The following is a 26866-nucleotide window of genomic DNA, read 5'->3' as shown; positions in this document are numbered from 1 at the left end:
TTGTTATGAAAGCAGTCAAATTTTTATCAATGTTAGCCCTAAGCGGAGTTTTGTTCATCTCATGTTCTGATGATGATGACACACCACCAGAAGAAGTAAACGAAGAAGAAGTAATTACGACCATGACCGTTGCACTGGCACCACAAGGGGGTGGTGACACTATTACTTTGCAATCTAGGGATATCGATGGTGATGGCCCTGGAGCGCCAGTAGTTACCGTTTCTGGTTCTTTAGCAGGAAACACCACCTACACTGGTGCTATTGTTCTTTTGAACGAGACGGAAACTCCGGCTGAAGATATCACTGAAGAAGTTGCAGAAGAAGATGATGAACACCAGTTCTTCTTTCAAACTACAGGATCTATTGCTAGTGTAGACTATGGTGATACCGATGGAAATGGAAATCCCGTTGGTATTGTATTTACATTGGATACCGATACAGCAGGTGCAGCATCAATTACGATTACTTTGCGCCACGAACCTAAAAAACCAAACGATGGTACTCTGGCAGATGCAGGCGGAGAAACAGATATTGCACAAACTTTTGACTTGACTGTTCAATAATGACCAATTTTATTGAAAAATTAGGGAGTGGTTAACACCCATTCCCTTTTATCCATGAAAGCCATGAAATCACAAAAAGTGTTTGGAATTTACTGGCCACTCTACTTATATTACAGTTAACCTATGAGAGCTTTCATATTTTCACTTCCCATACATTACAAACCCACATAGAAAAGATGTGTTACCACACCTAAAATTATGAAACCAGTCTTAGTTGTCGTCTCTGCCCACAATTATTAGGTCAAGCCTTATTTTTACGGTGTCTTCCGTTGAACTTATTGGGTTGTGTTATCTTTTATTCTTGTCATTAGTAGCACGAAAATTCTTATTTCTCCAGCTTATACTATCCATTTAAATCGTGGTCCTCAATAAGTCTCATTTTAAATTATTTTTACTTCTTTCAATGCAAAAGCATGATAAAAAGATACTTTGCTAAAGCAGTTCTAAAAATCAAGTATTACGTTAATCAACGTTCAAGAATATTAGCCATGGCGTATATCTCTTCAATCAAGGGTATTGTAACTCCATTATTCCCGGCACCAGCTAAAACCGAAGTAATCACAGCTTCCCCGATGATATACCTTCCACTTAATCTGCCATCTTGGTTCTGATGAATACCTTCAATTGGATAGCTTTTTAGATTATTGGCAAGTTCTTCATTGGAATAAGAAGTTTTTAACCCCCAAATGGCATGGAAGATCAATGGTTCCTCATTCGGAGAGTTACCGACATATAACATATTATGCCCTTTTTTTCTTAAAATGGTTTGAAAAGGAATGCCCTTATTTTTAATTAAATCGGTCTTCTGTTCAATGCTGCCCGCTAACTCGAATTTATTACCCACTTCAATCTGATCTTCTGAATCGCGTGGCAACCAAATTTTATAAGTTGCGAATAAATCACGAATCATTGAGGAGCAATCTCGATTCTCCAAATTGCCGCCCCAGCCATAAGGTCTTCCTTGTAATTGGGAAACCAATTGCTTCAAATGCACCCCATTGAATTCATAATCATCAAAAGCAAGAAGGCTTTTGTCTACTTCTGCTTTTAAGAAATGAGCATTCTGCAATTCATCTGTAATGGCATAGTAAGCGAAGACTTTATTAGTATCCTTAGATTCTTCATAGGGCAATACCATCCCCATTTTTGCATTTAAGGCAAGACTAGAGGCAGAATTGCTTAGATTAAGTTTATCCGACAAGGGCATCGCGTAATTACTGGTCTGCCATTTTTCAATGAAATCAATGGAAACTATTGCCAAATCGTGCATGGCCACCCAACCTTTATAATATGGGCTAATTAAATAACACCATTGTTTATCATTGGTTAGATGAAGTAATTGTAAAGGCGTATTGGCCCAAAGGTTGGTCTCTTGAAAGTAATCAAATGGATATCCCTCCCCTGCCTTGGAATAGAGGTCAAACCCAGGTCGGTTTGTTGGCAATCTCCTTAAATTGGTATGTGCGATTACAATCCCTTTTTTTAGAAAATTGGGGAAACTTACCATATCAACATTATTCACTATTTCTTCTCGAAGGAACTTTTTGTGCGGTTTTTTATTCTCGCCATACCATTCATCGTCTCTTAAGTAATTCTCTAAATAGGTCAACTTTTTCCCGGGAAATGAATCGAGAATTCCCAATACTTCTGCAGATTGAAGTTCCCAAGGCAAAAAGTGGTTTTCTATAAACTTCCTTTGAACTGCATCCGAAATTTGCGCCTCGCCCTGGGGATATGTTATGTCTTTTGAACCGAAAGTTTCGATTTCTTGAATTGATTCAGCTCTCTCTTCATTTTTACAACTAAAAAACAAGCTACAAAAAATAAGTAAAAGTAAAATGTAACGCATAACCAATTATACTTAATTCGGCTTTGCCGAAAGATTTAATATCAGTTGAAATTACTTCTTATCTCAGAAACCGCAAACCACCATCGAAACAAAACTTGACGTTACTACTAATCCAATGCTGCTCCATTCAATTTTTGTACTTTAGAAAAGTATAAAAATCTACTAATGAAAACTATTTTTTTGTTTCTATCCTGCGTACTTATTTCAATTCCATTTTTAAATGCCCAAGATCGAATTACCGGGGAATCTTTTGCTACCCGATCTGTAGTATTAGGTCAAAGTGGTATGGTGGCCACCAGTCACCCCTTAGCTACTCAAATCGGCTTGGATATGCTCAAAAGCGGCGGAAACGCCATAGATGCCGCTATTGCCGCCAATGCCGCACTTGGATTAATGGAGCCTACTGGATGTGGTGTGGGAGGAGATCTTTTTGCCATTGTTTGGGATGGAAAAACCAAAAAACTATATGGATTGAATGCTAGTGGTCGATCTCCCCAAAAACTAACATTGGAATACTTCGAAAAGGAAGGGATGGAAAAAATTCCATCGTATGGCCCGTTGCCCATCAGTGTGCCAGGAGCAGTAGATGGTTGGTTTGAATTGCATTCTAAGTTCGGTTCAAAGCCCATGACCCAAATTTTGTCCCCTGCAATAGACTATGCTGAAAAAGGGTTTCCACTGACTGAATTGATTGCATGGTATATACAACGCACAGTGCCATTTTTTGAGTCGAAAGATTTTCCAAATATTGAGGATATCTATAAATCGCAAAATGGCGGAAAACTGCCCAATGAAGGCGAAATTTATAGAAATCCATACTTAGCCAATACGTATAAAAAAATTGCTGAGGGCGGGCGTGATGCCTTCTATAAAGGAGAAATTGCGAAAACAGTTGGAAAATTTATTAAAGAACAAGGTGGTTTTCTCTCTGCTAAAGACTTTGCGGCTCATAAGTCGGAGTGGGTAGAACCTGTATCCATTAATTATAGAGGTTACGATGTTTGGGAACTTCCACCAAATAGTCAGGGGATTGCTGCATTACAAATGCTACAAATATTGGAAGGGTATGACTTTTCAAACATAGAATTTGGAAGTGCGGAACACCTGCATCTTTTTACCGAAGCTAAAAAATTGGCTTTTGAAGATCGTGCTAAATATTACGCCGATATGGATTTCTTTGATATACCCGTTGAGGAATTACTTTCAGAAGACTACTCCAAATCTAGAAGGGAACAAATCGGAGAGCGCGCAGGAACCTATTCTGCTGGGGAAATTTCCGCAGGAGAGACCATCTACATGACCGTTGCAGATAATGAAGGAACAATGATTTCCTTAATCCAAAGTAATTACCGTGGTATGGGGTCCGGCATGGCACCTCCAAAATTGGGTTTTATGTTACAAGACCGAGGAGAATTGTTCAGTCTTAAAAGAGGACAGGCCAATACGTACGAACCGGGCAAACGGCCTTTTCATACCATCATTCCTGCTTTTATGACCAAAGATGGCAAGCCTGTTCTCAGTTTTGGTGTGATGGGGGGTGATTTTCAACCAATGGGCCATACCCAGATTGTCATGAACCTCGTTGATTTTGGGATGAACATTCAAGAAGCGGGCGATGCTCCTCGCTGGGACCATACCGGTGGGGCCTCCCCTATGGGCCAAACAACGGAAAATACGGGATTGATTCGCACAGAATCTGGAATCCCCTACTCGACTATACGTGGGCTAATGGACAAAGGTCATCGAATGGGCACTGCTCGAGGAATTTATGGCGGATACCAAGCCATTTTATGGGACGATGAAAACAAAGTATATCATGGTGCTTCAGAAAGTCGTAAAGATGGACAAGCAGCTGGGTATTAGGAAATAAATCTATTTTCAAAAGAAAATAGATCGCAATAGCTGTGATTTTTTATTTGGTTCATTGCTTAATTCCAAATAGCAAATGAGAGTTTCCCTTGACGCTTGTTTGGCAACTGAAAAGGAACTAGAATCAAAAACCTGGATTGAGGGTTATCAAGATGAATGGCCAGTAGAACGAGCCTATGCATTAGATTAACTAAAACTCTATTTTTAAGTTATACCTATTCTTTAAGCGATATCTTCTGATTTGGTCTGTTTCGAATATTTTAGTTTAAATTGAATCAAAATGATAAAATTCAGCTAAATTGGTTCCATACCAAAAAATATACAGCAGTTACTGATATAAATGAGCAAATCGGAACCAAAAGCCCTTTCTCTTTTTCAACGTATTCCCCATGCCATCACGATGTTGTTTGGTATAATTATTCTTGTAACCATATTGACTTATATTCTTCCGGCCGGTGCCTATGAACGCGTATTAGTTGATGGAAGAAATGCGGTAATTCCTAATTCTTATAAAACCATTGCCTCTACACCTATTGGAATCCTAGATATGTTTAAAGCCATACCCTTAGGCTTTAAAGCTGCAGTTGAAATCATCTTTATAGTGCTTTCAGGCGGCATTATGTTTGGTTTTATGGAAAAATCAAAAGCGGTGGAGAATGCAGTCGGTACTCTTGTTAAAAAGCTAGGCTTTAAACGAAAATACCTCATTATCATTATCATGACTTTTATCTACGGAATATTGGGCGTAGCCGTAGGGTATGAAAACAATATTGCAATGGTGCCCATTGCCGCTGTTCTAAGCCTAGCTTTAGGTGGTGATTTGATTTTGGCAGCTGGTATCTCGGTGGGTGCAATGACCATTGGCTTTGGGCTTTCACCTATTAATCCTTATACGGTTGGAACAGGACATAAGTTGGCAGAACTACCTATGTTCTCTGGTGCCTTTTTACGCAGTTGTCTTTGTTTTTCGGCATTAAGCGTTATGGCGTATTACAATGTTCGGTATTTCAAAAAGATTTCTATCGATGCTTCCAAGAGTTTGGGAAAAGGGCTTGATGTCAATAATTTGGCTTTATCAAAACCTATTCAAGATTACGTCCTAAGTAAAAATAATTGGATGGTAATTACCATTTTTATCGGAGGTTTACTGGCTATTTTATATGGTGTATTCAACTTACATTGGTATATCAATGAGCTTTCTGCGGTATTCTTGATCATTGCCCTTCTTTGTGGTTTAGTTTCTAGAATGAGTGCGACTACGATGAGCGAAACCGTTTTAAATGCGGTTGCCATAGCTGGGCCCGGAGCCTTTATGGTTGGTTTTGCAACCTCTATTAAGGTGCTAATGGAAATGGGAAATATCAGCGATACCATCTCCTATCAACTTTCTTCTTTATTACAAGGATTGCCCTTATACGCCTCAGCCATTTGTATGTCGATCTCACAGTCCATAATTAATTTTTTTATTCCCTCAGGCAGTGGGCAAGCCTTAGCAACACTGCCGGTAATGTTGCCCCTTGGTGAAACTTTGGGTTTATCGCGGCAGATTACAATATTAGCTTTTCAAATTGGTGATGGGCTATCAAACCTCGTCAATCCTACTCTTGGTGGGCTAATTGCGATGCTAAGTATGTGTCGGGTACCTATTGACCGTTGGATTCGTTTTATTTTTCCCGTTTTAATCAGTGTGCTATGCCTTGCCTTTTTGGCTTTAATTATAGCCGTTACCATAAATTATAGTTAGTACTTATGAACGTTGAAGAAGTTTTACAAAAATTGGTTTCATTCCCAGTATTAGGTGGACAAAGTAATTTAAGCATTCTCAATTGGATCAAAGAAGTGTTGGAATCCAAAGGTGTTACCGTTCATTTAGTGCCTAATGAAGAAGACAATAAAGCATCCTTGCATTGTCGAATAGGGCCTGCTGTAGATGGAGGTGTTATCCTTTCTGGGCATATGGACGTTGTGCCCGTTGAAGGTCAAGAATGGACTACGGATCCTTTTGTACTCACCGATAAAAATGATGGAAAATTATATGGAAGAGGTTCTTGTGATATGAAAGGGTTTTTAGCCTGCTGTATCGCTGCACTGCCGCAAATGCTAAAAGCTGATTTAAAGAAACCTATCTATTTTGCTTTTTCGTATGATGAAGAAATAGGTTGTTTGGCAGCGCCAGAATTGGCCCGAGCTATTAGAAACCAGTATACCGAAACCCCAAAATATGCTCTTATTGGCGAGCCTTCAATGATGGAACCCATAGTTGGACAGAAGGGCATTTATATTATGGAAACCTATGTAAACGGTTCTGCCGGGCATAGTAGCCGCATCAAACAAGAAATCAGTGCCATTCATGAGACCATGCGTTTAATTCTTTGGTTAGAAAACAAAATGGACCAATTGATTGCCGATGGACGGTTGGACGACCGTTTTCACCCACCCCACTCTTCCATTCATATCGGATTGGTCAAAGGGGGCATTGCCCCCAATGTTATTGCTGACAAAGCCCACTTTTATTGGGATCTTCGTACCATTCCAATGGATGACATTGAAGGGATTGTAGCTGACTTTGAAGCCTATTGTCGTGAAAGAGAAGAAGTACTTAGATTGATTTTCCCTGATTTTAGTATTAAAAACGTTGAACATCACCCGTCCGTTCCACATTTAGACACCAAAGCGGATGATGATATTGTAGGTCTGATTAAAAGAATATCAGGAAACTCAAAGCTGGACACTGTTTCATATGCGGCCGAAGCTGGACAATTCGCTAACGAAGGCTTCCAATCCGCCATTTGTGGACCCGGTTCCATAGCACAGGCACACCGAGCCGATGAATTTATTGCCAAGGACCAATTGCAAAAGGGAATGGAGATGATGAACAAGTTGATTCGAGAACTATCTAATGAAAAATTTACCTAGCATCAGTACATCTATTATCGTATATTTAATCATCCTTATATTAACCAAATTCATTCAAATGATACGTAAAAACTATATTCTTTGCTTTCTACTAGTACTTGTGATATGTGGCTGCAAACAAAAGACAGCTAATCAAGAACCTAAAACGGAAACAGAAGAAGAATTGGTACAACGGGCACTTGAAATACACAAAAAAGTACTTACGGTCGATACTCATGCCGATACACCACTGCGCATGATTGAACCTGGATTTGATATGTCTGTACGACATGACCCAAACGAAACTGGTTCAAAAGTAGATTATCCTCGAATGAAAGAGGGTGGTTTGGATGCCATTTTCTTTGCCGCTTTTGTAGCTCAGGATATTCGTGACGATGACGGAAACTCCAGGGCAAAAGCGTTATGCCTGCAGATGATTGACTCTGTAAAAGCATCAACAGAAAGAAATTCAGATGTTGTTGGCTTGGCATTGAATCCTGATGATGCTTATGCTTTGGAAAAAGAAGGTAAGCGGGCCATTTATGTAGGTATTGAAAACGGGTATCCTATTGGATCCGATCTTTCGAATGTTGAAGAATATTATGATAAAGGAGTAAGATACATCACGCTGGTACACTCGTCAAATAATGATTTAGCAGACTCAGCAACTGATGAAAATGGTACCGAACATGGAGGAATCAGTGAGTTTGGCGCAAAAGTAGTTGGTGAAATGAACCGTTTGGGTATTATGGTAGACATTTCTCATGGAAATGACAGTGTCTTCTATGATGCTATTAAACTATCAAAAGCTCCAATTATAGCGAGTCATTCTAACGCTCGTTCTGTAACTGATCATAGACGAAATATGACCGATGAAATGCTAACGCTTATGGCAGAAAATGGAGGCGTTGTACAATTGACCATGTTAGCGGATTACCTTCGTGAAGCTCCACCAAATATCGAACGCGACTCTGCTATGGCAGCACTTCGTGCCAATATGAAGCCTATCAGTGAAATGACTGATGAAGAAAGGTCAGCCTTACGTAAGCAGTTTCAGGAGATTAACGAAACATATCCCAATCCACCTGCTACGGTAAAACATGTGGCTGATCACATTGATCATATCGTAAAAGTCGCTGGAATAGATCATGTAGGTATTGGTTGTGATTTTGATGGTGGTGGAGGTATTCAAGGTATTTTTGATGCCAGTGAAGTGATGAATATTACGATTGAATTAGTCAGACGTGGTTATACCGAAGAGCAGATTGAAAAAATCTGGGGCGGTAATTTAATTCGTGTTTTCAAAGAAGTTCAAGAGATTGCCGCAAAAATGGGTTCCGATGAATCTGCCTAGTTGATTTTATATGTTGGTGATTTTTCGGTGGTCAATAGCTTTTTTATGCTTACTTCTTTGTGGGGGTTCAGAAATTCATCCACTACGATTGTCGTTATGTGAAATTGAATACTCTTCAAGCGATGAATTGTTGTCCATTAATCTAAAACTGTTTTTGACCGATGTCAATGAAGCCATTGTTTTTGACCCCAATAGCAAAGAATTGGCTTTTTGTCAACCGAACGAATCAGACAAAGCCAATCAGATGCTGATGGATTATGTCAATCGATTTTTCTACGTTAAAGTGAACAAAAAGATCATAGACCTTAAAATAAAGCGAAAAAGATTAGGTGGAGAAGGAGAAAATACGGCACTCTGGGTTTATTTTGAACATAAACAGTCCACTCCATTGACTTCATTAGAAATCAAAAATGCTGTTTTTACCGACCTTTTTTTTGATCAGAACAACATTGTTTATGTTCATATGAAAGGTGGATCAAAAAGTATGATGCTCAACAAAAAAACACCGGTCCATCAACTTAAATTTTAAGAATGCATCCTTTTGAATTTTACCTAAAACTTGGTTTTGAGCATATTGCCGATATGACGGCTTACGACCACATACTTTTCTTGGTTGCTCTCTGTGCTGTATATCGGATTGAGGAATGGAAAAAAATCCTCATTTTGGTAACTGCATTTACAATAGGTCATAGCATAACCCTAGTTCTCGTTTCGCTAGATTTATTTTCTATTCCTTCAAGCATCATTAAGTTTCTTATTCCATTAACGATTTTTGCAACTGCCATTCATAATGTGTTAGGTTCTGATCAGGCGGTAAAATCAGTAAAAATGAAACGGAATTATGTTATGGCGCTATTTTTCGGAATGATTCATGGAATGGACTTTTCTAACTACTTCAAGGCACTTATAATGGATCCCTCTGACATTGTAGTTCCATTATTAGGTTTTAATGTGGGTATTGAACTGGGCCAATTATTGATCGTTTTTTTTATCGTTGGAATTGCCTTTATATTTCTTCATCTTTTGAAAGTAAAACACCGCGAATGGAATCTTTTTATTTCTGGTGCAGCAGCAGGAATGTCATTGGTATCTATGGTAGAAAGTATTTCCTGAAAAAGTATACCGGGTATCTAATCAAGGTGATATGACACGTACGCTCTTTTTTACCAAAATAGTTTAATTGTGCTATTCATCTTCATCAGATTAACAGTAATCAAATCTTTTATATTGGATGCTATTTATCCATTCTCCAAAAAATTATCTGTGATAGCCATTCTCAATATTGTAGGAATGGATAGTTAAATCTTCTCTTAAGAATGAACAGGTCGAAATACTTTCATCTTGTCTTGATATGTTTCAAGAAACGGCCCTTCAATCAAGTCTATGCAATAGGGAATAGCAGGGAAGACCGCCTCTAAACATTCAGCGATTGCCTTAGGCTTGCCTGGTAAGTTGAGGATTAAAGTTCTGTTCCTGATGCCTGCCGTTAGTCTAATCATTTTTTATCTTTACAACCGAAAGTACTGCAGTCATTGTATCGAAGAGTAGGCTCAAGACAAGCTACCATAACTAAAAGCAATTGAATGTTAGATATTGAAAAAATTGAGGCTTTAGGAGATCAGCATATTGCCACTTCTTTGGAAACTCCAATGCGGAAGGATGCATTTTTACTTAGTGAGGAAGAAAAAATTGAACGCATTCAAAAGTACTTTCAAAAAATAATGGAAACATTAGGCTTAGATCTTAATGATGATAGCCTTTCAGGAACACCCTATCGATTTGCCAAAATGTACGTAAAAGAGTTGTTTTATGGGTTAAGTCCTGAAAATCGCCCTAAAATTTCAACTTTTGAAAATAAATATGGGTATCAAAAGATGCTTGTTGAACAAGATATTACCATTGATTCTTCTTGTGAACATCACTTTTTGCCTATTATAGGTCATGCCCATGTTGGCTACATACCAAAGGACAAAGTAGTAGGATTATCGAAAATCAATCGCTTGGTAGATTATTACGCTCACAGACCTCAAGTACAAGAGCGTCTCTGTCTTCAGATTTTAAATGATTTGCAGGAGACTTTAGAAACTCCTGATGTGATTGTTATAGTTAACGCAAAACATCTTTGTGTATCTTCTCGGGGAATTAAGGATAAAGAAAGCTTTACTACTACTTTGGAATATGGCGGAAAATTTAATGATGAACAGCTTCGAAATGAATTCTATGGACTTCTAAAGAACGGCCATTAAAACCTTTAAGCTTATTTATTCTCCTCTAAAAAACTACTAATACACATTACGGTATTACCTTTATTAATAGGTGGAGTTGCCAACATGTAAAGGATAATACCGCTTTTCGAAGCCTTATATTCTTCGAGAATAGTGCCAAATTCATCAGTTGTATAACCCACTACAGCATCTTTTTGAACGGAATCTCCAGCTTTATAAGAACTATAAAAAATACCTTTTTTATTGGACCTTATATAGACTTGGTCATTTAATCTAATAGGTTTCTTTTTTAAGACATGCTTTTTGTTATACATTTTCATATCTGTAAGCATATTATAAACCCCATTCTTCACTAATTCAACCGCTTCTTCTTGTACATTACCAAGCTTTCCTGATTCAATACTTAAAGCTGTTTTACCATCTTGAACGGCCTGCTTAAAAACGTATTTTGCGGGGTCTTCATCACTTAGTGCATAAGGGTATGATACCACATATTCAAATCCACTAATTTCGGAAAGTTGTTTGGCCTGTTGGGTCTGTTCTGGGCGGTTTTTATTATCATAATAACAGATAAAGGGTAAAAGATCTTCAGGTGCGTCTCCCCCATGAATATCTAAAAACACATCACTTACAGGTATAATGTTTGTTGTAATCAGATGGGCAAGCTGTTGGGTAATGGTACCATCTATATTTCCAGGAAAGGCATTGTTTAAATTTATCCCATCCACAGGATTTATGAAAGGCGTACGGTTATAAAAAGAACCCCTATTCGCTATCGGTATAAAGATAATTGTACCAGACAAAGAGTCTATATGTATTTCTTGCATTAATTGTTGGGTAGCGACGATTGGAGGATATTCAAAACCATGTACGCCAGCAACAATAGTAAAAACTGGTCCATCTGCTTTTCCCTTAAATATAGAAATCGGCAAATACCCTTCGTTACCAAGACTATCAGAAACGGCTATCTTAAGATTATGTTTAGAGGGTCTTTTGGTGCTTTCAAAACTACTTTTGAATTCATTTTGGGATTGTAAAAAGTGAATAGATATAATACATAAAACTGATAGTAGTCTTTTCAACATTCTATTGGTTTTAATTATTGAAATTGTAACATGATAGATATTAGTTATTTCTTTTTACCAGCTAAGAGATAGGTGTACACCCACATGATGGTAAAGGTTGGTATCACATCAAGCCCAGGAATAAGTTCTTCCACAAAAGTCACAACACCAGCTGCCTGACCAATTTTACCCTTATACATCCTTGTCATTAACCAACCGGCAACAGGTGCCCAAATTACATCCGAAAACTCTCCTATACCTGGTACTGCAAATGATAGCATCCCAAGGGCATCAAACAATAAACCTAAGAAAAGGTTTCTAATTTTATTATCCTCTGTTTTTGACATATCGAAAAATAGTAATTCCGCATGACATTGAAACAAAAGAAATGCCAAAAATTATTATGATAAATCTGAGCTGATTAGCTTTAAAAACTCATTACGGGTTTCAATTTTTTCAAATTGCCCCCTAAAACCGGAAGTGGTGGTTACTGAATTCTGTTTTTGAACGCCACGCATCATCATACACATATGAGAGGCTTCAATGACTACTGCAACGCCTTTAGGCCGCAACGTATCGTTTAAACACTCTAAAATATTATGGGTCAATCGTTCTTGAACCTGAAGTCTTCTTGCAAAAACATCTACAATTCGCGGAATCTTACTTAAACCAACAATATGTCCATTCGGAATGTAAGCAATATGTGCCTTTCCAAAAAAAGGAAGCATATGGTGCTCACAAAGTGAATACACCTCGATGTCTTTAATAATGACCATATCATCATAATCTTCCTTAAACATGGCTCCTTTTAAAATTTCAGCAGCATCTTGCTGGTAGCCTTGCGTTAGAAAAAGCATAGCTTTTGCGGCACGCTCGGGTGTTTTCTCAAGCCCTTCGCGCTCAACGTCTTCCCCTATTTCATCAATGATTTTTGAAAACCGTTCCTTAACCTCATTGGTGACTTCAATATTATATTCTTCTAAATTCTTGTATGGTGCCATAGTTATGCGGTAGTCTTTTTTAATTTGTTGGCGTAATACTTTTTTATTTTGTTGATTTTCGGGTCTATTATGAATTGGCAATAAGGTTGTGCCCTATTTTCATTATAAAAGTTTTGATGGTCTTTTTCAGCATCATAGAATAGCTTCTCTTTAGATATAGCAGTTACAATAGGGCTCTTAAAAACTTGCTCTTTTTCTAAAAATACTATAAAATCTTCAGCAGCTTTCTTTTGTCTCACGTTTGTATAGAAAATTTCACTTCGATATTGGGTACCAACATCATTGCCTTGCCGATTCAAAGTTGTTGGATCATGGGTAGCAAAAAAAACTTCTAAAAGTTCTTCAAAAGATATCTCTTGAGCATTAAAAGTGATTTTTATAGCTTCTGCATGCCCAGTACGTCCTGTGCAAATCTCTCTATATGCGGGGTTTTTAATAGCCCCACCTGTATAGCCCGAAACCACTTCTGAAACCCCTTTTAATCGTTGAAAAATTGCCTCGGTACACCAAAAGCAACCATTGGCAAAAATAGCTATCTCTTGTTGTAAATTATTTTGTTCACTCATTTCGTGTAAATGTTAAACAATTTATCTTATTTCGCAAATTACCATTTGCATTTAACTTTTGCTTAGTAGTCGGAAACTTAGTGAAATACTTAAAAAAAGTATTTTTGTTCTGAAAGTAGTTATATGTACTTTCACACCCAATTTATTGTACATGATTAAAGCCACCAATGTTCAAAAGTACTACGGAAATCTTCAAGTATTAAAAGGGGTAAACCTTGAAATTAAAAAAAGTGAAATTATTTCAATAGTTGGCGCATCTGGAGCAGGAAAAACTACTTTGCTTCAGATTTTAGGAACTTTAGACTCCCCTACTAATCCTGAAGATAGCACGGTAGAAATCAACGGTATTGATGTTACTAAGCTTAGCCCTAAGAACCTTGCTAAATTCAGAAACGAGCATATTGGTTTTATTTTTCAGTTTCATCAATTGTTACCCGAATTCAGTGCTTTAGAAAATGTTTGTATTCCTGCATTTATAAAAAAAACAAACAAAACGGAAGCTGAAAAAAGAGGTAAAGAGTTATTGAATTTTTTAGGCTTATCTGACCGATACCATCATAGGCCGAAAGAACTCTCTGGAGGCGAACAGCAGCGAGTTGCTGTGGCGAGGGCGCTGATTAATAATCCTTCTGTAGTATTTGCCGATGAACCTAGTGGCAACCTAGATTCCGAAAGTGCTGAAAATTTACACCAACTCTTTTTTAAGTTAAGGGAAGAATATGGGCAAACTTTTGTCATTGTTACGCACAATACGGAATTGGCCAATATGGCCGATAGAAAACTGACTATGGTAGATGGTACCATTGTTACCTAAATTTTAATTCATGACCAAGGCGGAATTAAAAGAGTTTTTAGATGAAAAAGCGGAACAATATGAACATCCAAAATTTTTAGAGGCAGACCCCATTCAAATACCGCACCGTTTTACCATAAAAGAGGATATTGAAATTAGCGCTTTCTTAACGGCGACTATTGCCTGGGGCAATCGAAAGAGCATTATCAATAATGCATCAAGAATGATGGAAATGCTTGATAACGCTCCTTATGATTTTATAAAGAATCACAAAGTATCTGATTTAGATTCACTAGCTTCTTTTGTACACCGCACCTTTAATGGTGATGACTTTCAATACTTCGTTAAGGCTTTAAAAAATATTTATTCATTTCATGGTGGACTAGAATCCTTATTTAAAAAACACCAAAAGGTAAATACCCTGCAACCGTCCATTTCAAAATTTAAAGAGGTCTTTTTTGAAATTCCGCATCAAAAAAGAACTACCAAGCATGTTTCAAATCCCTTAAAAGGTTCAGCAGCAAAGCGTATCAATATGTTTTTACGTTGGATGGTACGCCCCTCAGATAAAGGTGTAGACTTTGGACTTTGGAAAGGCATCTCTCCTTCTCTGCTCTCATGTCCTTTAGATGTACATTCAGGAAACGTCGCTCGCAAACTGAAACTTCTAAAGCGCAAACAGAACGATGCCAAGTCATTGACCGAACTTGATAAAAACTTGAGAAAGTTTGATGCCAAAGACCCCGTCAAGTATGATTTTGCCTTATTCGGGCTTGGTGTTTTTGAAAAATTTTAACTTTTATAGTGCATCTAAAACTTCTTGTGGCAACAATACTTTATCAATGAAGTGAATTACTCCCTTCAATACTTCAACATCAGCAGTGGTAACGTTCGCCGGATGACCTGTTTTATCTACAATAGAAACTCCATTGCTCAAACTAACCGATACGGATTCGCCTTGAAATGTGCCTGCAGATTGACCATCCATCAATACATTAGAAGTTAAGGTAGATCTTTCTATTAAATGATATGATAATATGGTAGTCAACAGTTCTAAATCTTGAACAGTATTGAAATCAGCTAAAGAATCATATCCATCAAGTGAGGCAAACAAATCTAAAAACGCATTATTGGTCGGTAAGAAAAATGTGAATTCCTGTTGTATAGCGTCATTAAACTCTTCTTCCAAAAGAACAAATAGATCCTGAACAAACTCTGAATCTTCAACAGCAGCAATTACATCAATTAATGTTTCATTGATATCCATAGCTATGGTTTCAATAACCGATTGTGGCAACAAAACTCGGTCAATGGTATGAATCACTCCATTCTTTGCTGGAATATCTGTTATTTCAATAGCGGCCGGAACTTGTAATACATCAACTAGACCAAATCCACTTTCCGTAGTGACAACGTCTAAAGTGTTGTCTCCTGATAACGTATTTATAGTTGCGACAGACAAATCTGAAGAGGTGGTAGTACCTGGTAAAACATGATATAGTAATACCTGACGTAATAATGCTATCTCTTCTTCTGAAGTGAAATCTTGTATGCTTGTAAATTGACTGCCAAAAACAGCTAACAAACCAGAAAGCGCATCATCTGTAGGTGCAAATACTGTAAAAGGACCTTCACTATCCAAAGTTTCCAATAGACCGGTAAGCTCTAAGGCTTCTTTTAAAAATGTAAAACCTTCTGTTTCTTCAACTAATTCAGCAATAGTTTTACCCTGAACTTCATTTAAAGAATCTAAAAACTCTTGTACCTCTGTAGGAATTAAAATCTTATCAATAATGTGCACTACTCCATTCGAAGCTTCATTATCAGCGGAAAGAATGTTTGCATCAACGTCAGATGCGTCACCAACAACGAACGTGTCTCCCGAAGCAATAATTTCTATGGATTCGTCTGTAAGCAATGTGGGAATGGTACCAGCGGTCAAATCTGTAGACATGATATTGCTATCAACGACATGGTACAATAAAATTTGTTTTAATATTTCAATTTCAATGAAGTTATCAAAATCGTCGAAGCTATTAAAACTATCACCCAATGCGGTGAACAATCCATCTGCAGCCGCATTAGTTGGTGCAAATACTGTGAATGGACCTTCAGCACTTAATGCATCAACCAAACCAGCCTTGATCAATGCTTCTTCTAATAGGGAAAGTTCTTCTGTTTCTGTAACCAGCTCAACAATACTTGGCTTCGGAAAAAGTTGGTCTAGAACCGCTTGGGGCAATAAAATTTTATCAATAACATGAACAACACCATTTGACGCTTCATTATCAGCACCAATAACTTCCGCCAAATCTTCAGTTTTATCCTGTATAAAAACATTACCATCAACAAGAATTGTTAATGACTCTGTTTGCAGTGTTTCTAATTCTGTTTGGTCAGAAAGGTTATCAGAGAATGTTGATTCATTACTTATTACATGATATTTTAAAATTTCTGTCAATAATGCAAGTTCAGTTTCCTCATCAAAATCATCTAGCGATTCAAACGCATCTAATTGTCCAAGTAAAGTTCCAAAAGCAGCATTACTAGGTGCAAAAACAGTATTTTCTCCTTCAGCTGAAAGTGCGGCAACCAAATCATTATTAGTGGTCAATGCTGCCACCAACAAACTTAAATCATCAACTGATTGTGCCAATTCAACAATGTTAGGTAACAATTCTTCCATTCCATCATTGTCATCATTATCGGTCTGGTCCATGTCATCATCGGTCTGCTCCATATCATCAGTGTTATCGGCAACAGCGTTATCATCATTGCTACAAGCAGCAAATAATAGAGTGAGAACTATGAAAATAGATTTGTAAATGTGAGGTGTAAAAAAACTTTTATTATTCATTTTTGGTGTTCTTAAATTTTTGTAGAAGTTAATTTTTTGTGGTACGATTTACGTGAAACCAATTTTAACAATCTGTTAGGTCTAGTTTAAGTTTTTGTGAAAGCCTTATTATTAATCATTTATATCCTCATCAATTTCAATAAATCGTTTATCTGTAAGGGTTTTCATAAATGAAATGACATCATTTATTTCATTTTCACTTAGGTTTAATGAATCAGAAGGTAAGGTTTGATAAGGTACATCAAGACCCATACCCTGTCCACCACCAACATTATAAAATTGCATGACCTCTTCCAAGCTATTATAAACACCGTTATGCATGTATGGTGCTGTTAATTCTGCATTTCTTACCGTTGATGTTTTAAAGAAGTTTCGCTTTTCTTCAACCTTATACGGGTAATACTGGCCTGGGTCTTCATCTAAAATCGGATGTTCAAAACTTGCATTTTGCGGCACACCAAGATTCTCAAACTCCGTTTCCATGTATTTAGGGGGTACCGTGCCATTGAACGCAGGTGGAAAATGACAGGTGGCGCAAGCCGCTTTGCCCATAAAGAGATTAAAACCAGAAATTTCTTCTTCTGTGAGAGTCTCCTCATATCCTTGCATGTTTCTGTCAAATTTTGAGTCAAATGGAGCCAAGCTTCTAATGTAAGTGGCAATGGCATGACGCGCATTTTTATTGTTAATCTTTCCGTTGTAGAGCGAATCAAACTGAATAACATATTCCGGGTTTGATTGAATTCGCTGTTCCATTTTATCCAAATCCATGTGAAATTCATTTTCATTGTTGACCACATTCACGATTTGGTCTTCAAGTCCAGTGGCACGACCATCGTAAAACATGGTTTTTTGATACACCGCATAGGTCAATGTGGGAGTGTTACGTTGTAGTTCCACATTTCCCTCACCTCTAGCCTTTTTGAGCCCATCTGTAAATGCTTTGTCTTTGTGATGGCAACTTGCACAACTTATATTTCCTTTATTTGATAGAGACTTGTCATTAAATAACATACGCCCAAGTGCAATACGTTCTTCAGAAATTTCCGGTGAACGGGGAGGCGCAAATTTTTTGACATTAAAAAAATCTTTATCGAAAAGATTGTCAGCTGTTGAATTCAAGTTACGTGAAGTATTCAATTTAATATTCCAATCTACAGCAGTTTCGTTGATAAGCCCAAGTTGTATATTCGTATGGTTTTTTATGAAATGATACCTATTGAATGTATCAAAATCCCCTATTTTTAAGTCTGATATGGTATTATCTATTTCATTTATCCAAGATTGATACAATTCTTTGGATGTAAAGGCCTGCGCATAAATGGCAAGAACTTCTTTTATGGTCTCATAATTATAAATGGCCTCGTTCAAAGAGTTGGCCAACATCGGAGAATCAAAACCTGTAATACCTTTGGTAGCTACATTTACAATGGCATCCCGCAGCATCTTTAGATGATGTCTATCCATTTGTCTTATCAGGATATGATTTTTGCGGATGTAGGGTATTCGTACTTTTAGATATTCAATGACATATTCAACATTTTTATTTTCAAATCCGTCTTCGGCATACAATAGCTCTTCTAGTACTTGATAACTTTTTGGTTTCATAACCTTTATATCTGTATAGTCATCAATTTCAACTTTTAATAAATTGGGAGCATTCATAGACAGGTAATTCTCGTAATCATATGCCATTAGCATGGGCTCTGCTCTTTTGTACCACTCCCTACTCTTTAAAAAATTAGCTTTGTTTTCATTCAATGTTTTCAAGGTATCTACTTTTTGAATATAGTAGGCTGCACTATCCAGAGTTTTAAAATAATGGTTTCGAATGGCATCATTGAACATGGACTCTTTATCAGAAGAGATTGAAAAGGCCAATATTTTTTCCTCTTTTTTACAAGAAGTTATGCCTAGTAGTATAAAAACTGTGAAAAAATAATTCTTGAATTTCATAACAATACAAATAAAATAGAAGAAACAAAAAGGTTCCCTAAATCGGGAACCCTTTGTTTGTTTAACATTTTTTGAATCAAACTATCTTGGAAGACCAGTAATCTTGAACAAGAAAGATCCTTCCAATCTTGCAGCGTCTTCAGTAATCGCTGTGGGATCGAAAAACTTCATTCCGTCAGGTCTTACAGCAGTTTCAGGGGTAGTACTAAAGTTCCAACCATGGACCTGAGCCCCAGCCAAGAAAGTAGGTTCTGTAGCACCAATTATATCGGTTACATCGATCATACCTGTAATTTCCCAATTACTGGTTGTAACACCATAGCCAAGAGCAGCGGCACCTTGTTGGTTACATTCCAATACTTCTTTAACATCACCAGTATTCAAATCTAATTGCCATAGTTTTGCAAACCCCTGAATCTCAGGGTTCAAATCAGCATAACCATTTGGATCTTCTTGAACATAGGCATAGTTAGTAGTCACTACAATGTTATCAGGTGAGTGCATACCATCGGCCTTACCACCTTCTAAGTCACCATCCATAACTACTTCCAATTTAGCATCACCGGTTGGGTCATCAGGATTCATGATTAACTTGTAAACACGTCCAAAAGTAGTACCTCTATTCGCCAAATCAGGATTATCTGAGCGGTATCTACCAGTAGCGTTGAAATAAACTTCTCTATTAGCTTCAGCGGAACCTCTTCTCCAGTCGATATCCTCAATTCTTTGGAAACCTATGGCCAATGAATCGATACCTTCTTGGTTCAATTCGTCAATCGTTCTTTCAGTTACTTTAACCCACTCTACATCATATTCGGTACCTTCGGCCATACCCATTTCAAATAATTGACCGCCTTCACCAATACCAGTTTCTACAGGGTTCTTTCCACGAAGCACATAAAGATCTCCACCGCTTAAATCACCCAAACCACCAACATACATTGCAAAGTGAGATTCTGGATACGTATTGTTACTATCATCATCACCCATGAATACTACAGTCTGTCCTGGGTAGGCATCTTTACCAATAACAACAGCATTTTCAGTTGACCACTCACCTAATGCAGGAAGCCTATCAGCTTGAACTCTGTCTTCAGTATCACGGAATGGGTTTACAGAATAAACCCCTTTGGCGTTTCCGCCCCATTCACCACCGGATAGATATAGTGGACCAAAACCGTGCTCTTCTGGGGTAATAGAAGAACCTGAACATTGTGCAGTAAAGGCAGTGGCAGTAGCACTAACAATATAGTCTCCTTTATAAGGCTGCAAATCAGAATTCATCATAATTCTGGCGATTGAAAAATCAGATTCCAAATTGTTGATGAAAGCGTATGTTCCATCTCCATTTGGGTATAGTGCAGCACCATCCATAAAAGACCCGTATACGAAAGTAGAATCGGAAGGCAAGATGTCTGCTGAGGACAAAATCATGTTCAATTCTGCACTGCTCGCAAACTCACCTTTAAGGGTGAATACGCCATCAGGTACTACAGAACTGGTCAATGGCGTCATCTCTGCGGTTGGCTCATCGCCACCGTCATCTCCGCCGCCGATAAAATCATCAATCTGGTCGCAAGAAGTCACAGCAACTAAGCCACCAAGTAATAATAAATTTTTAAGTGTTTTCATTTTCAATTTTAGGTTTAGAAAGAAATTAGTATAGGATTCTTTTCAAAAATACTTCCTGTTACTCTTAAACCTTGTTAATTAAAAATGGTCATAAAATGAACTAAACTTCATTTTAATGTTAAATAGTTAAGACAATGTTACTATTTAGATAAGGTCTTAATAAGTAAAAAAACTGTTTAACATATTCACATAAACCATGTATTATTTTTCTGAGCTTGACGGTAGTAATAATGTAGGAATTACTGCCAAAACCGAAGATAGAATCACAGATTTAGTTTGTTTTAATTATTAAACAATGCTTTTCAGACAATAAAGAACTAAATCCGTAATAAGGTTCATAGTTCAATGTGATTGTTTTTAGACTTTGGCAATGGATATAGTTTCAAGATGGCTCTCTTATAAATAAAATAAAAAGCGCATTAAAAGAACGTTAAGTAATCGAGAAATGATTGAAGGGTCGGTTTGTTCAAATTAAATTAGTCGCCAAACCAATTTTGACATGACATCTAAATTTCCTCTGGCCTTAATACCGCTTCTAATAGCAAACGTTTTTTTACAATCGTGTAAGCAAGCAAAGAGTGATAGCCCTATGGAACTTATGAATCCCGCTGAAATAGGAATTGACTTTGTCAATCAACTTAGTTTTGACAAAGATTTTAATGGATACAACTATAGAAATTACTACAATGGTGGTGGCGTGGCAATCGGAGATATCAATAATGATGGTCTTACGGACATTTATTTCACCGCAAACCTTGAAAAGAATCGACTCTATCTGAATAAAGGAGATTTCACTTTTGAAGATATTACAGAAAAGTCAGGAACGGGAGGGAAAAGCTCTTGGTCAACAGGAGTGAGTATGGTTGACATCAACTCAGATGGCCTTTTGGACATTTATGTATGTAACTCGGGTGATATACGAATGACCAATAAACAAAACGAACTTTTCATTAACAACGGTGACCTGACTTTTACCGAAAGTGCTTTGCAGTACAATCTTGCCGATGTCGGGTTTGGAACACACGCTTCCTTTTTCGATTATGACAAGGATGGCGATTTGGATGTTTATATATTGAACAACTCATACAAACCCTTAGCAGCTTTTGATCAACGACAAAATGAACGAGCAAAACGAAATCTTCTCGGAGGGGATAAACTCATGCGAAATGAAGGAAATGCATTTATTGATGTCAGTGAAGAGGCAGGTATCTATGGAAGTGAAATTGGCTTTGGATTAGGGGTAGCCATTGGCGATATTAACGGCGACAATTGGGAAGATATTTTCGTCTCAAACGATTTTTTCGAAAGAGACTATCTATACATCAATCAACAGGACGGTACATTTAGCGAGGAGCTTACCGATTATTTTCAATCCATCAGTCTCAATTCTATGGGTGCTGATATAGCAGATGTCAACAATGATGGCAAAAATGATTTGTTTGTCACGGACATGTTACCAAGAGACGACGCAAGAATAAAGTCAAAAATCACCTTTATGGATTGGAACAAGTCGGAATTCAATAGAAGATATGGCTACCATAACCAATTTTCTCGAAACGTATTCCAACTAAGTTCGCCCGAAGGGTATAAAGAAGTCGGTCGGTTGTCTAATCTTGAAGCTACGGATTGGAGTTGGGGAGCCTTGATTTTTGACTTAGACAATGATGGCTTAAAGGACATTTTTGTTGCGAATGGTATTTATCAAGATTTGACCGATTTAGATTATATCAACTACATATCAAATGAAGCGTTGATGAAAGGATTAATTTCTCAGGACGGGTTTGATTATGATAAACTTTCCAAACATATTCCGTCCAGTCCGATTCCAAATAACTTTTTTAAAAATGTGGATGGTTTAGCATTCAAAGAAGCCTCAAATGAGTTTGGGTTAGATCTAAAAGGTTTTTCAAACGGTTCAGCATATGGAGACCTCGATAATGACGGGGACTTGGATCTTGTTATCAATAATGTAAATGGGGTAGCCTCAATATATCGAAATAATACATCAGGAAACAGCATTAGCCTCATTTTGAAGGGAGAGACCAACAAATACGGTATCGGAAGCAAAATATTTATTCAATCAGATTCTAATGAGTATTATTATGAACAGCAACCTGTTAGAGGATTTCAATCGAGCATGGACACAAAACTTGTTGTAGGTCTCAACACAGCTGCACCGATTAATATTAAGATTCTATGGCCTGAAGGGAAAGTATCCGTTTTAAAAAACATCGATGTCAACCAAACCATTCAAATAAAGGAGTTAGAGGCAGAGGTTCCGAATTTGAAAGAAGTAGCATCAAAGGGTGAAACGATTTTTCAACCAATTAACTTATTGAATGTACAACACAAAGAAAGTCATTTTGTAGATTTTGATCGAGATCGATTTCTGTACCATATGGTGAGTGCCAAAGGACCAAAGCTTACGCTTACAGATTGGAATCAAGATGGCATTAACGATTTATTCGTTTCAGGTGGTAAAGAAGTATCCTCTCAAATCTTCGCTATTGGAGGTAAGTATGAAAGCCTAAAAATTGATGGTAATTTTGAAGCCACCGAAGGAATATTCCTTGACGTTGATGGTGATAAAGACTTGGATTTTATTATAGGTAGTGGCGGAGTAGAAACCGAAAAGGGCTCAAAAATTTTAAAAGACAAGCTCTACATCAATGAAGATGAGTCTTTTATAAAAAGTATCGATAATCCGTTTGGGTTAACAATCAATACCTCTTGTGTGGCCACTTCTGACTTTGATGGAGATGGAGATTTAGATGTTTTTGTGGGAGAAGGTTCAAGACCAACACAATATGGATTACCCTCTGACGGGTATTTGTTTGAAAATAAAGGAGAAGGTGCTTTTGAAGATGTAACCAAAACTTGGCTTCCGAGTCTAAAGGGAATTGGGATGATTTCAGATGCTATTTTCGCTGATATTGATGGAGATGGGCGCCAAGACTTGATTGTTACGGGAGAATTTATGGGTATTCATTGTTTTCTACATTCGGGACAAGCATTTGAACCAAAGGAGAATGGCCTTGATAATTTAAAAGGTTGGTGGAATACACTTCACATAACAGATTTAGATGCTGATGGCGATTTGGATATTGTTGCCGGTAATCATGGTCTAAACAGCATTTTTAAGGCCTCTATAACCCAACCCATCGCGCTTTTTGTCAATGATTACGATCAAAATGATTTTATAGACCCTATTTTGACCAAGTATAATAAATTAGGGGAAGCTGTCCCTTATGCCATTAGAAATGATTTAATTGACCAAATAGCATCCATAAAAAAAGTATTCCCTGATTTTAAGTCTTATGAAGGTGCAACTGTTCAAAAGATGTTTTCAAAAGATCAATTGGATAATTCTGTTGTAGCGAAGGCAACACATCTATCATCAATGCTTTTTATAAATCAAGGAGATGCAACTTTTGCAATAAAACCCTTACCAGCCGCTGCCCAATTGACTCCTATATTTGCCATCTCCTCAGGTGATTACGATCACGACGGTGATAAAGATCTAGTACTGGGGGGCAATCTTTTTGGAGTGAAACCACAAGCCGGTAGATATGATGCTACAGATGGAATCTATCTCAAAAATGAAGGAGGATTACAGTTTCAAGCGGAAGATGGGGGTTTTAAAGCCCCAGGCGAAATACGGGACATTGTAACCAAAGATAGCCTTGTCATCGTTGCTCGAAATGATGATACCGTATTGTTCTTTAAATTTTAATTTTTGATAATATGTTTATTAAGGTAGTAAGCCGTACTTGCTTATTAAACAGTTTATTTTCATCGGTTTTGCAAAGAGATTTAAAAATATTTTAATTCAAATCAATAATTTTTTCTTCTGAGATAAAACCTCCATTGGCCAATACACCTTGAATATTCAATTTTATGCTATCCAAATCTGTTATAGGAATGGTAAATATTACTTCTTTATTACTATCTAAACTAAGATTTGGGAACCAACCTATAACACCATAGTTTAAATATGATTCATTGGAATACGAACTATATAAGGGAACTACATATGAATCAGGCGTATCAAAAGTCATGGGATATTCAAAATCTAAATACCGATATGGCTTTTTAGAATTGTCTAAATAGTCACTTCTTGTAAAGATACGAATGGCTCCACCTGCACCTCTTACCCCTTCACCTAAACCAAACCTATTAATTTCAATATAAGCTATATCTGTAGTTCTTAACCTTTCTAATAGTGACAAATCATTTAATTTCAATATGGGACTTTGGAGGGGAGCACCATCTAAATAAATTGTCGGTAATGGCATGTTTGGCAGAGCATTAAGAATTATTGTTTCTCCAGACTCGTTATTTCGAATTTTAAAACCCTGTTGCATCCCCAAAAAAGAAATAACATTAGGCCATTTTTTCCTTTCCTTATCGTCAAATACAGTTACTTCACCAAAACTGAAATCTTGAAGGTTCTTAAGTCGTAAATCTTCCGTTCTCTTTTCAGAAACGACAACTTCTTCAAGCGTTATGGTTTTGCCGTCAAAAGGAAGCGTAAGATCTAGTTTTTCATCTTCAACTAAAACGGATTCGTTCTTTTTACTTTTTTTGGAAAGTATCTTACCAAACAAATCAATTTCTGGTATGTTGACCGGTGAGAATTCAAATTCACGATTAAAAAAGGGTTGTGTAAAATCGCCTCTATTATTTATCTCGCTGACTCGAAGTTTATCATTTTGGTATGGAAATAGGGAATCAATGGCATAGGTCATCCCTTCATTAAAAGACTGGAATTTTTTTAGGGATATTCCTTTATGCGGAAAAACAACCCAATTTTTTGCCCTTTTCTTCTTATTGACAACACTCACTTTTATCCCCTTCTCAAATTCAAATTTCGTTTTTGGTAGAAAATACATGATGTTTGCCCAATCATAAGCACTCCAACCTTGGGTCAACAATAACAAATCTAAATCTTTCTCGACCAAAACCCTCTCTTTGAAATAATAAGAACCGTCTTCTATCGCCGAGTTTAAGTAAGAACTTAGAATATTGAAAGAAGTAATACTTTCATCTGAATTATTTGAAATAGTTTGTTCAGGTAAAATCGAAATACTCAGATTGCCAACTTCATTGATGTCTTGGTAATTAAGACTAATTGTAATTGAATCGTTTTTTAGCTCTTGTTTATATGATTTTACGTAATTAACTTTAGATTTATTTGAATAAAAATAAAGTCGTTCCGCAAGGGGTAAATTTGTTTCATCTAAAACGGTTAAGATATTTACTCCTTTAAACAAATCACTTTTAGGAATATTATAGGCAATGGATGTTCTATCAAATTTAGGTAACCTTAACAATTTCAATTCACATCCATTGTGAATGGCCAATTTGTAATTATTTTCTTTTATCAAAGGCAATGAAACAGGGTTGGTATTCAAGTTAAAAAGTAAACTTTTTTTTCGATTTGATACGATTAATCCTAAACCACGCCCTTCTGCCATAGGTAGATTATAAATTTGTTCTATTCCATCGTATTTCATCGAAAGCTTGAACCTGACTCCCATTTTAGGTTTTACCAATACTTTTGCTAATCCCTTTTTATTTAATTTTATGATTTTCATGAGCTCATTCCGTTCGTTCAATAGTTTAACAGTAAGATTCGGTACAGCAAACCCATAATTGTCCTTAACCATGATTCCCAGAGAATTCAATGTGTTACCAATAAAGTGACCTCCCTCTGGCGTAAAGGATACCTCAAGGTCAGTGTTCAAATCCTTGATTTCCTGTGCTCTGTTTTTATTAATGTCTATTACGCTTATCACCTGTTCAAAGTTATTGGGTTCATCAAAATTTCTAGACCAATTGGTAAAGGCCTTGATGATATAACTCTTAAAATCAAAAAGCTCATCTATTTTAAAGGTGCCATACGTAGTACCATTCCTTACTTGAAGTAATTGTTCTTTAACAACTTTATTGTTTTCATCAACTATTTGAACGTATAAATTAGATGTATTCAATGCAGGCTTACTGGAAACCTTATCCATAATATATGCCTTGAAACCTAGCTGTTCCCCTTTAAGAAAATCGGTTTTATTTAGATGCAAATAGATAACTTCCCTTGGCAAAGACGTATATAAATTATATATGTTCAATAACTCTTTGTCTTTTTCGGATTGTGTATAGCTAAAATTTATTGCCAGAATAATAGCAATAGCACTTAATAATTTTTTTTTATTTAAGCAAAAGAGCTTCATAAGACAGTAGTT

Annotated in this window: 21 protein-coding genes; 11 read left to right on the top strand and 10 right to left on the bottom strand. The window is 36.9% G+C overall.

The genetic code is table 11. The features are described 5' to 3' along the window. Positions 1-5: 5 nt before the first annotated feature. The gene (locus RM706_RS10440) at positions 6-563 is read left to right on the top strand and encodes a type 1 periplasmic binding fold superfamily protein (RefSeq protein ID WP_311351165.1); all 558 of its coding nucleotides are present in this window, start codon (positions 6-8) and stop codon (positions 561-563) included. 466 nt (positions 564-1029) lie between these two features. Here the strand turns inward: RM706_RS10440 and RM706_RS10435 are convergent, their stop codons facing one another. After that, entirely contained in the window at positions 1030-2412 is a 1383-nt protein-coding gene (locus tag RM706_RS10435) for an SH3 domain-containing protein (protein ID WP_311351163.1), read from the bottom strand. Between the two features lie 165 nt (positions 2413-2577). Between RM706_RS10435 and ggt the strand changes: the two genes are divergently transcribed. The 6 genes from ggt (at position 2578) to RM706_RS10405 (ending at position 9643) form a co-directional block, all read left to right on the top strand. After that, entirely contained in the window at positions 2578-4275 is a 1698-nt protein-coding gene (ggt, locus tag RM706_RS10430; protein ID WP_311351161.1) for a gamma-glutamyltransferase, read from the top strand. A 346-nt stretch (positions 4276-4621) separates the two neighbouring features. Beyond that, entirely contained in the window at positions 4622-6025 is a 1404-nt protein-coding gene (locus RM706_RS10425) for a YfcC family protein (RefSeq protein WP_311351159.1), read from the top strand. A gap of 5 nt (positions 6026-6030) precedes the next feature. Next, a complete protein-coding gene (argE, locus tag RM706_RS10420; RefSeq protein WP_311351156.1) occupies positions 6031-7197 on the top strand; it encodes an acetylornithine deacetylase in 1167 nt (388 codons plus the stop codon). 58 nt (positions 7198-7255) lie between these two features. Next, positions 7256-8530, top strand: a complete 1275-nt coding sequence (locus tag RM706_RS10415) for a dipeptidase (RefSeq protein ID WP_311351154.1) — start codon at positions 7256-7258, stop codon at positions 8528-8530. A 10-nt stretch (positions 8531-8540) separates the two neighbouring features. Then, a complete protein-coding gene (locus RM706_RS10410) occupies positions 8541-9059 on the top strand; it encodes a DUF6702 family protein (RefSeq protein ID WP_311351152.1) in 519 nt (172 codons plus the stop codon). A gap of 2 nt (positions 9060-9061) precedes the next feature. After that, entirely contained in the window at positions 9062-9643 is a 582-nt protein-coding gene (locus RM706_RS10405) for a HupE/UreJ family protein (protein WP_311351150.1), read from the top strand. A 197-nt stretch (positions 9644-9840) separates the two neighbouring features. On the opposite strand, the gene RM706_RS10400 is transcribed toward RM706_RS10405, so the two are convergent. Beyond that, on the bottom strand, positions 9841-10029 hold the full coding sequence (locus tag RM706_RS10400) for a molybdopterin-binding domain-containing protein (RefSeq protein WP_311351148.1): 189 nt from the start codon (positions 10027-10029) through the stop codon (positions 9841-9843). An 84-nt stretch (positions 10030-10113) separates the two neighbouring features. Here RM706_RS10400 and folE (RM706_RS10395) point away from each other — a divergent pair, with 84 nt between their 5' ends. Continuing rightward, on the top strand, positions 10114-10776 hold the full coding sequence (gene folE / locus RM706_RS10395) for a GTP cyclohydrolase I FolE (protein WP_311351146.1): 663 nt from the start codon (positions 10114-10116) through the stop codon (positions 10774-10776). A gap of 11 nt (positions 10777-10787) precedes the next feature. Here folE (RM706_RS10395) and RM706_RS10390 read toward each other — a convergent pair whose 3' ends face one another. From RM706_RS10390 to msrA, 4 genes are read right to left on the bottom strand one after another with little or no spacing between them, the layout of a single operon-like run. After that, a complete protein-coding gene (locus tag RM706_RS10390) occupies positions 10788-11840 on the bottom strand; it encodes a succinylglutamate desuccinylase/aspartoacylase family protein (protein ID WP_311351144.1) in 1053 nt (350 codons plus the stop codon). Positions 11841-11884: 44 nt separating this feature from the next. Next, positions 11885-12166 carry a hypothetical protein gene (locus tag RM706_RS10385; protein ID WP_311351142.1) on the bottom strand — a complete coding sequence of 94 codons (282 nt, stop codon included), beginning with the start codon at positions 12164-12166 and terminating at the stop codon, positions 11885-11887. A 54-nt stretch (positions 12167-12220) separates the two neighbouring features. After that, positions 12221-12820, bottom strand: coding sequence for a GTP cyclohydrolase I FolE (gene folE / locus RM706_RS10380; RefSeq protein WP_311351140.1), 600 nt, complete (start codon positions 12818-12820; stop codon positions 12221-12223). 2 nt (positions 12821-12822) lie between these two features. Beyond that, entirely contained in the window at positions 12823-13386 is a 564-nt protein-coding gene (gene msrA / locus RM706_RS10375) for a peptide-methionine (S)-S-oxide reductase MsrA (RefSeq protein ID WP_311351137.1), read from the bottom strand. Between the two features lie 151 nt (positions 13387-13537). On the opposite strand from msrA, the gene RM706_RS10370 reads away from it, so the two are divergent. Further along, a complete protein-coding gene (locus RM706_RS10370) occupies positions 13538-14200 on the top strand; it encodes an ABC transporter ATP-binding protein (RefSeq protein WP_311351135.1) in 663 nt (220 codons plus the stop codon). Positions 14201-14210: 10 nt separating this feature from the next. After that, positions 14211-14975 carry a TIGR02757 family protein gene (locus RM706_RS10365; RefSeq protein ID WP_311351134.1) on the top strand — a complete coding sequence of 255 codons (765 nt, stop codon included), beginning with the start codon at positions 14211-14213 and terminating at the stop codon, positions 14973-14975. A 3-nt stretch (positions 14976-14978) separates the two neighbouring features. On the opposite strand, the gene RM706_RS10360 is transcribed toward RM706_RS10365, so the two are convergent. The 3 genes from RM706_RS10360 to RM706_RS10350 all read right to left on the bottom strand — a co-directional run bounded on the left by RM706_RS10360 (position 14979) and on the right by RM706_RS10350 (position 20624). After that, positions 14979-17036 (bottom strand): fasciclin domain-containing protein, encoded by a 2058-nt coding sequence (locus RM706_RS10360; RefSeq protein WP_311351132.1) that lies wholly within the window; start codon positions 17034-17036, stop codon positions 14979-14981. Between the two features lie 111 nt (positions 17037-17147). Then, on the bottom strand, positions 17148-18992 hold the full coding sequence (locus tag RM706_RS10355; protein WP_311351129.1) for a cytochrome-c peroxidase: 1845 nt from the start codon (positions 18990-18992) through the stop codon (positions 17148-17150). Between the two features lie 81 nt (positions 18993-19073). Beyond that, complete coding sequence (locus RM706_RS10350) at positions 19074-20624, bottom strand: PhoX family protein (RefSeq protein ID WP_311351127.1); 1551 nt, start codon at positions 20622-20624, stop codon at positions 19074-19076. Between the two features lie 499 nt (positions 20625-21123). Here RM706_RS10350 and RM706_RS10345 point away from each other — a divergent pair, with 499 nt between their 5' ends. Continuing rightward, on the top strand, positions 21124-24357 hold the full coding sequence (locus RM706_RS10345; protein ID WP_311351124.1) for a VCBS repeat-containing protein: 3234 nt from the start codon (positions 21124-21126) through the stop codon (positions 24355-24357). 91 nt (positions 24358-24448) lie between these two features. Here RM706_RS10345 and RM706_RS10340 read toward each other — a convergent pair whose 3' ends face one another. Next, positions 24449-26854: a hypothetical protein gene (locus tag RM706_RS10340; protein ID WP_311351122.1), complete on the bottom strand. Its 2406-nt coding sequence runs from the start codon at positions 26852-26854 to the stop codon at positions 24449-24451. Between the last annotated feature and the right edge of the window lie 12 nt (positions 26855-26866).

Source organism: Croceitalea rosinachiae, assembly GCF_031846445.1.
GTDB classification, from domain to species: Bacteria; Bacteroidota; Bacteroidia; order Flavobacteriales; family Flavobacteriaceae; genus Croceitalea; species Croceitalea rosinachiae.
This window is presented reverse-complemented; position numbering and strand designations above follow the sequence as displayed.